This is a genomic window from Parabacteroides bouchesdurhonensis, assembly GCF_900186615.1.
In the GTDB taxonomy this organism is placed as follows: Bacteria; Bacteroidota; Bacteroidia; order Bacteroidales; family Tannerellaceae; genus Parabacteroides; species Parabacteroides bouchesdurhonensis.
In genome coordinates this window covers 3,156,591-3,169,314 of record NZ_LT896588.1, presented here as the reverse complement: position 1 = coordinate 3,169,314, position 12,724 = coordinate 3,156,591, and the positions used below count along the sequence as shown (strand labels likewise).

10 protein-coding genes and 3 tRNA genes are annotated in these 12,724 nt (G+C 40.1%); 9 read left to right on the top strand and 4 right to left on the bottom strand.

The window, feature by feature from the left end; translation table 11 throughout:
• Positions 1–30 precede the first annotated feature (30 nt).
• The 8 genes from C1721_RS13690 to ybaK all read left to right on the top strand — a co-directional run bounded on the left by C1721_RS13690 (position 31) and on the right by ybaK (position 7,712).
• Positions 31–2,349, top strand: a complete 2,319-nt coding sequence (locus C1721_RS13690; RefSeq protein ID WP_102408783.1) for a patatin-like phospholipase family protein — start codon at positions 31–33, stop codon at positions 2,347–2,349.
• Positions 2,350–2,425: 76 nt separating this feature from the next.
• Positions 2,426–2,502 (top strand) — tRNA-Arg (locus C1721_RS13685).
• Between the two features lie 24 nt (positions 2,503–2,526).
• Positions 2,527–2,600: transfer RNA gene (locus C1721_RS13680), tRNA-Arg, on the top strand.
• A 9-nt stretch (positions 2,601–2,609) separates the two neighbouring features.
• Positions 2,610–2,683 (top strand) — tRNA-Arg (locus C1721_RS13675).
• 69 nt (positions 2,684–2,752) lie between these two features.
• Entirely contained in the window at positions 2,753–3,658 is a 906-nt protein-coding gene (locus C1721_RS13670; protein ID WP_102409490.1) for a substrate-binding domain-containing protein, read from the top strand.
• A gap of 5 nt (positions 3,659–3,663) precedes the next feature.
• Entirely contained in the window at positions 3,664–5,019 is a 1,356-nt protein-coding gene (locus C1721_RS13665) for an ATP-binding cassette domain-containing protein (RefSeq protein ID WP_102408782.1), read from the top strand.
• A gap of 72 nt (positions 5,020–5,091) precedes the next feature.
• Positions 5,092–7,221, top strand: a complete 2,130-nt coding sequence (locus C1721_RS13660; RefSeq protein ID WP_102409489.1) for a Tex family protein — start codon at positions 5,092–5,094, stop codon at positions 7,219–7,221.
• Positions 7,218–7,712 (top strand): Cys-tRNA(Pro) deacylase, encoded by a 495-nt coding sequence (ybaK, locus tag C1721_RS13655; protein WP_102408781.1) that lies wholly within the window; start codon positions 7,218–7,220, stop codon positions 7,710–7,712. The genes C1721_RS13660 and ybaK overlap by 4 nt, the downstream gene beginning before the upstream one ends.
• Here the strand turns inward: ybaK and C1721_RS13650 are convergent, their stop codons facing one another.
• Together C1721_RS13650 and C1721_RS13645 are read right to left on the bottom strand one after the other, a co-directional pair.
• On the bottom strand, positions 7,713–8,279 hold the full coding sequence (locus tag C1721_RS13650; RefSeq protein WP_102408780.1) for a cob(I)yrinic acid a,c-diamide adenosyltransferase: 567 nt from the start codon (positions 8,277–8,279) through the stop codon (positions 7,713–7,715).
• On the bottom strand, positions 8,276–9,601 hold the full coding sequence (locus tag C1721_RS13645) for a cobyrinic acid a,c-diamide synthase CobB (protein ID WP_102408779.1): 1,326 nt from the start codon (positions 9,599–9,601) through the stop codon (positions 8,276–8,278). The genes C1721_RS13650 and C1721_RS13645 overlap by 4 nt, the downstream gene beginning before the upstream one ends.
• A gap of 207 nt (positions 9,602–9,808) precedes the next feature.
• On the opposite strand from C1721_RS13645, the gene C1721_RS13640 reads away from it, so the two are divergent.
• On the top strand, positions 9,809–11,098 hold the full coding sequence (locus tag C1721_RS13640; protein ID WP_102409487.1) for a phosphatase PAP2 family protein: 1,290 nt from the start codon (positions 9,809–9,811) through the stop codon (positions 11,096–11,098).
• Between the two features lie 36 nt (positions 11,099–11,134).
• Here C1721_RS13640 and C1721_RS13635 read toward each other — a convergent pair whose 3' ends face one another.
• Both C1721_RS13635 and panB read right to left on the bottom strand, forming a co-directional pair.
• On the bottom strand, positions 11,135–11,710 hold the full coding sequence (locus tag C1721_RS13635) for a DNA-3-methyladenine glycosylase I (RefSeq protein WP_102408778.1): 576 nt from the start codon (positions 11,708–11,710) through the stop codon (positions 11,135–11,137).
• 94 nt (positions 11,711–11,804) lie between these two features.
• Positions 11,805–12,632, bottom strand: a complete 828-nt coding sequence (panB, locus tag C1721_RS13630; RefSeq protein ID WP_102409485.1) for a 3-methyl-2-oxobutanoate hydroxymethyltransferase — start codon at positions 12,630–12,632, stop codon at positions 11,805–11,807.
• Between the last annotated feature and the right edge of the window lie 92 nt (positions 12,633–12,724).

The window sequence follows — 12,724 nt, the reverse complement described above, 5'->3', positions numbered from 1 at the left end:
GAATCCGGAAACATCGTTAAAGCCATATACATGAAGCAGCTTGCAATCTTCACAATCTTCCTTCTCTCGTTCATACAACCACTGTCTGCTCAAAAAGTAGGGTTAGTGTTAAGCGGTGGCGGAGCTAAAGGCGCCGCTCATCTTGGAATCATTAAAGCATTGGAAGAAAACGGCATACCTATCGATTATATAGCCGGAACATCGGCCGGCGCTATCGTAGGCAGTTTGTATGCTATGGGATATACTCCGGAAGAGATGTTGGAGTTGATGCTGTCTAAAGAGTTCGGCTATTGGCAGACCGGTACGGTGGAAGAGAAATATATCTATTATTTCAAAGAACCCTATCCTACTCCCGAGTTTGCGCATTTCTCAATTGATATGTCCGATTCGTTACAGATCAAAGCCAGCTTTTTACCCCAAAGCCTTATCAATCCGATCCAAATGAATCAAGCCTTTATGGCTCTCTTTTCTCAGGCAACGGCTAAGGCCGGTTGGAATTTCGACAACTTGTTTGTTCCATTCCGTTGCGTAGCATCCGATATCTATACAAAGAAGTCGATAGTGTTTAAGAACGGAGATTTGGGGGATGCTGTTCGTGCCTCCATGACTTTTCCTTTTTTCTTTCAGCCTATCTGGAAAGACAGCGTTCCTTTGTTTGACGGAGGTATTTATGACAATTTTCCTGTAGGTCCTATGAAAGAGGCTTTTCATCCTGACTTTATCTTTGGTTCTGTTGTTGCCGGAGGGAATAATAAGCCTTCCAATAATGCTTACAGTCAACTGGAGACCATGATTATGCAGAGTACGGACTACGATGTTCCGGAAGAAGACGGTATGATGGTTAAATTCAGTTTCCCTAATGTATCCCTTCTTGACTTCCAGAAATCAAAGGAATTAATGGATATAGGTTATAAGCGTACCATGTCTATGATAGACTCTATAAAACAGAGAGTACCTCGCCGTGTGCCGATTGATAGTGTAATGGCTCGTCGAAAAGCCTATAAAGAAAGTCTTCCTCCCCTGATATTCAAAAACATTTATGTTACAGGCGTCTCCGAATCGCAGCGTAAATATATAGAAGCCCAACTACATAGGGATATTAATCAGGAGTTCTCTATGGAGGAATTTAAAAGGGCTTACTTTAAAATGCTTACTTATTCCAAAATAAAAGAGATATTGCCCCATGCTGTATATAACCGGAAAGAGAAAAAGTTTGATCTGTATCTGGATATAAAGATGAAAGAGGAAATTACCGTAGGTTTTGGAGGTAATGTTTCTTCTCATCAGGCTAACCAGTTGTATTTGGGGTTGGGTTATCAATATTTAGGGCGTTTCGCTGCCGATGTAAATGCAAATTTCCAGGTAGGAAACTCTTTTAGCGGAGTAATGCTAAACGGACGTATGTATCTCCAAACCCGCCTGCCTTCTTATATTAATTGGCAAGGAGTGTATTCGGAAAGAAGATTCTCCGAAAGCCAGTCTTTGTTCTATGAAGATGTTGTTCCTTCCTTTATCAAGCAGAAGGAGTTGTTTATGAAACTGAAACTTGGCTTCGCGTTTCTTACAAAAGCGAAAGCAGAAATAGGTTTTGCGTATGGCCAGCTAAACGATTATTATTTGCAGACCTCCAAAATAGCGTTTCCTGATGCAGTATTCGACCACAGTAAGTATGATTTGTTCAGCGGCTCTCTTAGTATTGAACGGAATTCATTGAATGCCAAACAATTTCCGATCAATGGACGTCAGCAACTTGTAACGGCTCAATATGTAACAGGTATAGAGAACTACCAACCATCTACCAATAAAGCATTGCGTGAACCTTCCGAAAGAACGGTTCATAGTTGGTTGCAGATGAAAGGACGCTGGTTGTACTATCAGGAATTGAACAACCTGTTCAATATGGGTTACCTTGCGGAAATGGTACTTTCAAGCAAGAACCTGATGAATAATTATACATCATCTATTTTGCAAGCTCCGGCATTTACCCCTACTCCGCACAGTAAAATAGTATTTAATGAGGCTTTTCGGGCAAACCAATATGTAGCAATCGGTCTCTCTCCCATTATTAAGTTCAGCAGATTACTTCACCTGCGTTTAGACATGTATGGTTTTGCTCCTTTGTATGAAATTAAGAAGCGGGAAATACCAATTAACGAGACCTATGTGGGAGTTCCTTATTATGGTAAGTTTATGCATTCATTCAAGTATATGGGTGAAGCGGCAATGGTATTTCAATTGCCTTTCCTTTCTATTAGTCTATATGCCAACGGATACAGTTATCCCAGCAAGAATTTCAATGTAGGACTGAATATAGGTTACCTTATTTTCAATCCTAAAATGTTAGATTAGGAATATAAAAAACAGAATGAAATATTTGCATATATAAAACAAAACGCTACCTTTGCACTCGCAATCAAGCAAGAATGGCCGCGTAGCTCAACTGAATAGAGTAGCTGACTACGGATCAGCCGGTTACAGGTTTGAATCCTGTCGCGGTCACCATCTTAAAAGGTTGTATAAAAGGACGGCTCGCTAGCTCAACTGAATAGAGCATCTGACTACGGATCAGAAGGTTATAGGTTTGAATCCTATGCGAGTCACTCTCAATTGGCCGCGTAGCTCAACTGAATAGAGTAGCTGACTACGGATCAGCCGGTTACAGGTTTGAATCCTGTCGCGGTCACAAATTAAATATATGCCATTATTTCTCTACATCACACAATGTGATAGTGAAATGATGGTTTTTTTATATATGAAATACATTTATCTGTTGCTTGCTTTGTTTTGTATGGCAGGCTGTAAGGATATTAAGAAAAACAAAGAACAAGAAGTTATACGTGTATCTGTTTTAAGAGGGCCTTCGGCAATCGCTTTTGCCCAATGGATGGGAACGCCTCCTGTTATAGACGGAAAAACAGTATCTGTCACTCTGGCAGATTCTCCTGATATCATACAAGCTGCTTTAATTAAAAAGGAAACAGACATAGCTGCCCTTCCTATGATCAGCGCGGTAAATCTCTACAATAAAGGTGTTGATTATCCATTATTAGGTTGTCCTGTATGGGGTACGCTTTATTTGGTTGGAAGGGATAATCCAACAGATAAAAAAGTATTGCATTTATTTGGTGCCGGTACTACGCCGGACATTCTGACCCGTTATTATCTGGACATAAACGGAGAGGAATATGCTCTCAATTATTCATTTGGAACAGCCCGTGAGATTATGCAGGCATTGCTTATTGGAAAAGCTCAAACAGCTGTGTTAAGCGAACCTTTTGTAAGTATGGCTTTACGCAAAGACAATACATTGCATATACTTGCCGATTTAACGAATCCTGCGAACAACAGTGCTTTAGGCTTTCCTCAGACTGCTATTGTTTATAATACGGTATTGAAGAATGAGACGGTTATCATAGACAGTCTTTTACAATCTTCCTGTCGTTTCGTAGAAGAACATCCGGAAGATGCCATTCGCATACTTGAAGAACATCAGGTATTTGCTCCCGGAATGCTTACCGTTGAAAGTCTCAAACGATGTCGCATCCATTACTTAACGGCTAACGATGCCTGTGACGCAACAAAATCATTTCTGCGTCTGATAGAACAATATGAACCCAAAGCTATAGGAGGTAAAGTACCCGAAAGCTTTATACCTTAAATAAAATGAAGAAGAAAGCAATCATACTCTTTTCTATACTCCTCATATTGGCAGGTTGGGAAGTGTTTGCCCGTATATTAAATCAGCCGGAACTTATTCCTACTCTCCCCCGCTTGTTTCAAGCATTGGCAGAACTGTTGTTCTCTAAAAGCTTTTATTTATCGATAGGTGCAACTGTTATTCGAGGAATTGCGGGTATCCTGTTATCCCTTGTAGCTGCAGTGGGTATTAGTTGTTTATTTGCCAAGTATGAACTACTGTATGAATTGTTTCGTCCGGTATTCATTATTATGCGGTCAGTACCGGTAATCTCTTTTATCCTGATTGCATTAATTTTCCTGAATCCGGAAAGCATTCCTTTAATGATTGCTTTTCTTACGATGTTTCCGTTGCTTACGGAGAATCTCACAAATGGTATACGTAATCTGCGATCAGGTTATACAGTTATGGCTTCCCTTTTTCATATAGGACGGTATAATACTTTTATGCAAATAACATATCCGCAGCTAAAGCCCTTTTTATATAGTGGATTGGCTTCTGCTGCCGGATTTGGCTGGCGTGCTATTATTATGGGAGAAGTATTGTCTCAATGCTCGTTCGGAATAGGCAGCGAGATGAAGCGCGCACAGAGTTTTATTGCTGTTCCGGAGTTAATGGCCTGGACAGCTGTTGCTGTTATTATAAGTTTTCTATTCGATAAAAGTATTGACTGGTTATCCAGGCAAAAGACAGCTATTCGTTACGTATCTTCCATGAAAGAAAAAAGATGTATTCCCTCTCCCATTCGTTTAGTTGATACCGGATATAAATATGGAGTTTCCTCTTTTACTTATTCATTTGAACCGGGTAAAATCTACTGTATATCCGCTCCTTCGGGAACAGGTAAAACAACATTGCTGAATCTGATAAACGGAACTCTTATGCCTATTCATGGGAAGATAGAGATTAATCGTGATTGTGGTCTTGCATCCGTATTTCAAGAACCGGAACTTCTTCCTTGGCTGACGGCTATTGATAATGTTGTTTTACCCTTGTCTAAAGTAATGCCAAAAGAGGAAGCGCTGAGAAATGCTAAACTAATCTTAGAGGAGATGCAAATGGGTGGTTTCTTATTTCAATATCCAAAAGCTCTTAGTTATGGTCAGCAACAACGCGTAGCTTTGGCACGGGCATTAGCCTATTATCCATCTCCGGTAATTTTAATGGACGAACCATTTAAAGGGCTGGATGAAGCTATACGCAATCACATTATTACCTATATAAAGGCAAAAGAAAGGGAAAGCGGGCAAATAATTCTTTTTACTTCGCATAGTGTGGACGAACAGACTTTGTTTGCTGATGAAACAGTCCGTTTAGAATAAAGAACTAAACTTCAAAAACAGAAATAGAACGTAATCTATTATCTTTGCATAGTAAATATAAATAATATGGCAATGAATCTATTTTATACGCTCATCTCGCGTATGCTGAATATACCTTCCGGACAAGTGGAGCGAACAATCGGTTTACTTGAAGAAGGAGCTACTATCCCCTTTATCAGCCGTTATCGCAAAGAAGTAACAGGAGGCTTGGATGAAGTACAAATCGGTAATATAAAGGACCAACTGGATAAACTGACTGAGCTGAAGAAGCGGAAAGATACTATTCTCAGCTCTATTGAAGAACAGGGAAAACTTACCTCTGAACTAAAAAAACGCATAGAAGATTCATGGGATAGTACGGAATTGGAAGATCTTTACCTTCCATACAAACCGAAACGGGTAACTAAAGCTGAAATAGCCCGTAAGAAGGGATTGGAACCATTGGCTAAGGTTATCATGATGCAGAATGAAAGAAATTTGTATGATCGGGTGAAAAGCTTTATCAAAGGCGAAATAAAAAATGCGGAAGAAGCTTTACAAGGAGCGCGTGATATTATAGCCGAATGGGTAAACGAAAGTGAAGATGCTCGTAATATTGTACGTAATTCATTCGGTCATACAGCTATTATTTCTTCTAAAGTGATAAAAGGCAAAGAAGACGAAGGGGCAAAGTATAAAGATTATTTCGACTTTAGTGAACCGCTGAACCGTTGTTCCTCCCATCGCTTGCTGGCTTTACGTCGCGGAGAAACCGAGGGGATATTACGTGTAACTATTTCTCCTGATACAGATTCTTGTCTGGATAGATTGAAAAGACGTTTCGTAAAAGGATATAATGAAGTTTCCGGGCAAGTAACCGAAGCTGTAGATGATTCTTTTAAACGTCTGTTGAAGCCTTCTATCGAAACTGAATTTGCCAATTTAAGTAAGGCGAAAGCCGACGAAGAAGCGATACGTGTTTTTGCTGAAAACCTTCGCCAACTTCTTTTAGCTCCTCCTTTAGGTCAAAAGCGTGTATTGGGCATTGATCCCGGCTATCGGACAGGTTGTAAAGTGGTTTGCTTGGATGCTCAGGGAAATCTTTTACACAATGAAGCAATCTATCCGCACCCTCCTCAGAATGAAAAAGGGAAAGCTGCTGCTAAAATCGCCCAATTGGTATCTACTTATGCTGTTGAAGCCATAGCTATCGGAAATGGAACTGCTAGCAGGGAAACCGAACAATTCATTACCGGCATTCGGTACGATCGTAAGGTACAAGTATTTGTAGTCAGTGAAAACGGAGCTTCTATTTACTCGGCGTCAAAGATTGCGCGAGAAGAGTTTCCGGAATATGATGTTACTGTGCGCGGTGCGGTCAGTATAGGACGCCGTTTGATGGACCCATTGGCCGAACTGGTCAAGATAGACCCTAAAAGCATAGGTGTAGGACAATATCAGCACGATGTGGAACAGGGTGCTTTAAAGAAAAGTCTGGATCAGACAGTAGAGAGTTGTGTTAACCTGGTAGGTGTGAATGTAAATACGGCCAGTAAGCACCTGCTTACTTATGTTTCCGGTTTAGGGCCTGCCCTGGCTCAGAATATCGTTAACTATAGAGCAGAACATGGACCGTTCAATTCTCGTATGGACTTAAAAAAAGTATCCCGTATGGGAGATAAGGCATTTGAACAAAGTGCGGGCTTTCTTCGCATTCAAAATGGAAAGAATCCTTTGGATAACTCAGCAGTGCATCCTGAGAGTTATCCGATAGTGGAACGAATGGCTAAAGATTTGCAATGTTCAGTAGAAGAGCTTATTTCGGACAAGAAGCTAAAGAGTAAATTAAAGCTGGAAAAGTATGTTTCCGAAAAAGTAGGCATGCCTACTTTGCTGGATATTATGGAAGAATTAGATAAGCCCGGCAGAGATCCCCGTCAGGCTATCCAGGTATTTGCGTTTGATCCGACGATTAAGACAATAGAGGATTTGAGAGAAGGACAAATCTTGCCGGGTATTGTTACCAATATAACTAACTTCGGATGCTTTGTAGATATAGGTATTAAAGAAAATGGTTTGGTACATATATCCGAGTTGGCCGACCGGTTTATTAGTGATCCGACCCAGATTGTATCTATTCATCAGCATGTAAAAGTGAAAGTTCTCAGTATTGACCTGAGCCGTAAACGTGTACAATTATCAATGAAAGGCTTGTCGGAATGAAAGAAAAGATAAATAAAACCAATGTAGCTCGCCTGTTGGATAAAGCGAAGATTGTTTACCGGTTAGTTCCTTACGAAGTGGACGAAAATGACTTAAGTGCTGTTCATGTAGCTGAACAGTTAGGTGAAGATATTGAGCAGGTTTTTAAAACGCTGGTTTTGCACGGAGACAAAAGCGGTCATTTTGTATGTGTCGTCCCCGGAGATCATGAAGTGGATTTAAAGAAAGCTGCCAAAGTTTCCGGCAACAAGAAATGTGAAATGATCCCTGTTAAAGAACTGCTTCCTCTTACCGGATATATTCGTGGAGGTTGCTCCCCTATTGGTATGAAAAAACATTTCCCAACCTATATTCATCAGACGGTAACGGGATTTGATAAAATATATGTCAGTGCCGGACAACGGGGTTTGCAAATACAGATAGCACCATCCGATCTTATCAGGGAAGCACAAACAATTGTTGCAGACCTGATTGTTATAACAGAAGAATAGTTATTTATTCCGTTTATACAGGAAGGACTTCCAACGTTCTTCTGCATTTCCTTGTATAAACATATCGTAACGTGCCATTGTAAAAAAGAGATCGGATAATCGATTTATGAACTGCATGATTGTTGGCGGCACAGGATCTTTCCGGTTGAGTGTACACAAACGACGTTCTGCACGGCGAACAATCGTACGGGCTAAGTGCAAATGCGCAGATACGGGAGTTCCGCCGGGTAATACAAAATAGCTGTTCTCTCCCATCTTCTCTGAGAGGTCATCTATATGATGCTCACAAAAAGAAACCAGATCATCCGATAGCTGGTTCGGGTTCTTCTCCCGGATAGCAGATGGGGTTGCTACGTGAGACATTACAGTCATCATTTCCTGCTGAATCTTTCCCAACAGTCCCTGCCATTCGTGCTCCTGCGGAATTAAAGTGCGAACGATGCCTATCTGGGCATTTAATTCATCCAACGTTCCATTTGTTTCAATACGTATATCGTCTTTATCCACACGCTCGCCGCCATAAATACCGGTACGTCCTTTATCTCCTCCCCGGGTATATATTTTCATAATTTATTTTTTAAGAAATTAATAAACCAATTGTTAAGAGACGGATCACCCCAATATAAATGAGTATATCCGGCCAACATGTTTTTATAACTATATAATGGAGTATCTATTTTTCGTCCTTTTGCCGTATAAGCTTTTGCGATTGATGGTATCGGGTTCTTTTGCGGCAAAATACGGGAATAGTGAAATTCATGTCCTTTCAGTTCATAATTATCATATATCAAAGTACGATAACCTAATGTAAGTTTCATGTTCTCCATCGTTGCCGATTGATTTAGTATGCCTGCCATTGGATAAGGCTTACCGTCTGTCCCGGTTATCTCGTTTCCCAGATACATCATACCACCACATTCCGCCAGTAACTTCCCTCCTGCCTCTACATATTGTTTCACTGATTCCAGCATGGATCGGTTATCGCTTAATTGCCCAAGATATAATTCCGGATAGCCGCCGGGTAAATAAACAAAGTCAGCTTTTGGTATAGCGGTTTCTTTCAGAGGGCTGAAATAAGTTACAGTTCCCATACGATGCAGAAACCGCAAATTCTCTTCATACATAAAATTAAAGGCTGCATCTTTGGCTATGGCAATGCGGAAGTTTTTGTTTGTGCATGAAGTGTCTTTAGCCTGCGTAATTTCCGAAGGAATGGAACATGCTGTTATTTCAAGAAGACGATCTATGTCCACAAAGTCTTCTACCAGATTGGCAATACGGTCTGCAAACGTTTCAAAACAGAAGTTATCATCCAGGGTAAGCCCTAAATGACGGCTTGGAATCTCCACATCCGATTGCTTAGGCAAATAGCCTAAAGCCTCTACCCCGGCGTCCTCACAAGCATGTTTCAAATATTCGTAATGTCCTTCGGATGCTACCATATTAAATATGACCCCAACAATTCTTACTCCTTTATAGAAATGCTTAAATCCATACAGGATAGCAGCGGCAGAATAAGCTGTACTTTTAGCATTCACGATCAATATTACCGGAATATCTAATAAATGGGCAATTTCGGCACTGCTCCCTTTCATCCGGTCTGAACCGTCAAATAATCCCATCACTCCTTCGGTTACCGCTACATCGGCATGAAAAGAATAACGGGTATAAAGTTCCTTTATATGCCCATCCGACATCATAAAGCCATCCAGATTGACAGACGGACATCCTGCTGCCATTTTGTGATGTTGGGTATCAATATAATCAGGTCCGCATTTATAAGGTTGTACCTGTAGTGAACGGTTCTTCAAGGCGCGTAGCAATCCTAGTGTAAAGGTGGTCTTTCCGCTTCCCGAAGAGGTAGCCCCAATCAATAGATGAGATTTCATATTTTATATTTGTAAGTCGACAAATATAATTATAATTCACATAACCGTAATATATGTTTACTACCTTTGCATATTTAAAGGGAAACAATGAACGGTGTTTTTTCTAGAATAAGAAGTATCATAGGGTTATTTCTAATAGGAAATCCTTTTGCTGTCAGTATAGGAGCATCAAACTTATGTCCGGGTGATACTCTTATTTCTTATCCTATGACAGTATTACCGAACCGTTTTCAACAGGTAACGGATAAAATCATAACAAGCAAAGCTTTTCAGATAACTTATATCGGAGTTCCTCTTGTTGTATCCGGTTTGATTATTAAAAGTGAAGACGATCACTTCCACAACCTTCGTAATTCGTATATCCCCAAGTTTCGAAACCACTATGATGATTATCTTCAATATGTTCCTGCCGTTACAATGATTGCCATGAAGACCGCTGGTGTAGAAGGACGTAATTCTTGGGGACGTATGTTGGCTTCCGATGCCTTTTCCGCCGTTTTAATGGGAGTAACAGTAAATGCACTAAAATATAGCACCCATGTTAAACGTCCTGACGGTTCAAAGAATAATTCGTTTCCTTCCGGTCATACAGCTATGGCTTTCATGACAGCAACAATGTTGCATAAAGAATACGGACTTACCCGTAGTCCTTGGTATAGCGTGGGAGCTTATTCTATTGCTACAGCTACAGCCGTATCAAGAATGATGAATAATAAACATTGGCTTTCGGATGTAACGGTTGGAGCAGGTATCGGTATCTTGTCTACCGAACTCGGATATTTTCTTGCTGATCTTATTTTTAAAGAAAAAGGAATCACACGTAGTTACTTAGACTTTGATAATGATAACTTTGATCGTAACCCTTCTTTTCTGAGCTTATATATGGGATTTTCATTAATGCCTACGCGTTTCAGATTAACTCCTGAAATCAAAATGAAAGCTTCTCCGGGAAGTACAACTGGTTTTGAAGGTGCCTGGTTTATGAATCGTTATCTAGGCATTGGAGGTCGCCTTATTGTTACCAGTATGCCATTGTCTCTTACGGAGCCGTTATCTCAATCTATTCCGATAGAAATAGTTAAGCGTGTACAGTCTTTACAATCCGATCCGTTAGATATAGCCAGTCTCCATATAGGCCCTTATTTCTCATATCCTCTAACCGATCGTTTTCATGTTGGTTCCAAACTGCTTATTGGTGGAAATATTATTCCGTCTAATACAATTTCAGCCCTCTATCTGGATAATTCGGGTGAAGTAAAAGAATATAAACTATCGTCTGTAAAAACAAACTTTGGTATCAGTTACGGAACAGGAGCTTCATTAACTTATGTAATAAAACACAATTTATCAGTGAAAGTATTTTTAGATTATAACTGTTTTCCTTTCCGGTTCGTTACTTTCTTAACTAATCGGGAAGAAGAATCAGTTCGCTATGAGAAACATAAAACGCTAAACAGTACTACTCTCGGAGCTTCGGTTAACGTAATGTTATGGTAACGTGAGAACCGCAAAACGGTTACGATTCTGCATATTCTATTGAATTGCTTTACAGAAACAGCCTTCTAAATGGTCGTTCACAAAACCTGCAGCTTGCAAAAAAGCATAGCAAATAGTTGAACCGAAGAATTTGAAGCCTCGCTTTTTCATGTCTTTGCTCATCGCATCCGATTCGGGTGATGTGGCAGGAATCTGGCTCAGAGTCTTATAATTATTGACAACAGGTTGCTGGTTAGGGAAGAATGATAAGGTGTACTTGTAGAAACTGCCAAACTCCCTTTGAATAGCTATAAACAGTTTTGCATTCTTGATAGTGCTATTGATCTTTAATCGGTTTCTGACGATTCCGTCAAATTGCATCAATCGTTCGACATCTTCTGATGTCATTTGCGCTACTTTTTTCACGTCAAAGTGATGAAAGGCTTCTCGATATCCTTCTCGTTTTCGGAGAATAGTAATCCAGGCTAACCCAGCCTGAGCGCTTTCGAGTACCAAAAACTCAAATAGGCTTTTGTCATCAGTAACAAGTTTTCCCCATTCTTCGTCATGATATTTTATGTATAGTTCGTCTGTTCCAGCCCAACCGCAACGTGCATTTATTATATCTTCCATATTATGCCAATATTTATTAGTGCATCAAGCACATTCATACGCTGTTTTAGCCGATTCTCCACACTCTGACTAAATCCGTATATTAGAAGTTTATTTAGTATTGTTCCTTTTCATTCGGGAAATCCAATGTTTTTACATCTTCAATATAGGCTTGTACAGCACGGGTTATATCTTCCGCCAAGTTGGCATAACGACGTAAGAATCGAGGGGAAAATCCTTGGTTTATACCTAACATATCATGCATTACCAATACTTGTCCGTCTACTCCGTTTCCAGCACCGATACCTATAACCGGAATTGTAAGTTCGGAAGCTACACGTGCAGCCAAAGCAGCCGGAATCTTTTCTAATACCAAAGCAAAACAACCGATCTCTTCTAAAAGATGAGCATCTTTTATTAACTTCTCTGCTTCCGCTTCTTCACGGGCACGAACAGTATAGGTGCCGAATTTATTGATTGATTGGGGAGTCAAGCCCAGATGCCCCATAATAGGAATGCCTGCACATAAAATACGTTCGACAGATTCTTTTATTTCCGAACCGCCTTCCAGCTTAATACAATCCGCATGTGTTTCCCTCATTACACGGATAGCCGAAGCAAGAGCTTCTTTAGAGTTACCCTGATAAGTTCCGAAAGGTAAGTCTACTACTACAAGTGCCCGTTTGGTAGCTTTCATAACAGACTTTCCATGATAAATCATCTGGTCCAGTGTAATTGGCAATGTAGTTGTATTACCTGCCATTACATTTGAAGCAGAATCACCTACCAATATCACATCCATTCCTGCCTGGTCAATCAATGCCGCCATTGAATAATCATAAGCCGTTAGCATTGAAATTTTCTCTCCACGTTGTTTCATTTCCATCAGGCGATGGGTGGTCACCTTTCTATTATCCTCTAAATCTCTTTTTGCAACTGACATAATTTTTCCTTTTAGTGTTACTGCCGGCAAATGTACGTATAATACTTTTAAATATGAATAAAGAGAATCATCCCGATCATTTTTATAAATCA

Coding starts and splice junctions, on each gene's coding strand:
- C1721_RS13660 (WP_102409489.1), top strand. CDS start 5,092: ATGAATCTATTTTATACGCTCATCTCGCGTATGCTGAATATACCTTCC.
- C1721_RS13690 (WP_102408783.1), top strand. CDS start 31: ATGAAGCAGCTTGCAATCTTCACAATCTTCCTTCTCTCGTTCATACAA.
- C1721_RS13645 (WP_102408779.1), bottom strand. CDS start 9,601: ATGAAATCTCATCTATTGATTGGGGCTACCTCTTCGGGAAGCGGAAAG.
- C1721_RS13665 (WP_102408782.1), top strand. CDS start 3,664: ATGAAGAAGAAAGCAATCATACTCTTTTCTATACTCCTCATATTGGCA.
- panB (WP_102409485.1), bottom strand. CDS start 12,632: ATGTCAGTTGCAAAAAGAGATTTAGAGGATAATAGAAAGGTGACCACC.
- C1721_RS13635 (WP_102408778.1), bottom strand. CDS start 11,710: ATGGAAGATATAATAAATGCACGTTGCGGTTGGGCTGGAACAGACGAA.
- ybaK (WP_102408781.1), top strand. CDS start 7,218: ATGAAAGAAAAGATAAATAAAACCAATGTAGCTCGCCTGTTGGATAAA.
- C1721_RS13650 (WP_102408780.1), bottom strand. CDS start 8,279: ATGAAAATATATACCCGGGGAGGAGATAAAGGACGTACCGGTATTTAT.
- C1721_RS13640 (WP_102409487.1), top strand. CDS start 9,809: ATGACAGTATTACCGAACCGTTTTCAACAGGTAACGGATAAAATCATA.
- C1721_RS13670 (WP_102409490.1), top strand. CDS start 2,753: ATGAAATACATTTATCTGTTGCTTGCTTTGTTTTGTATGGCAGGCTGT.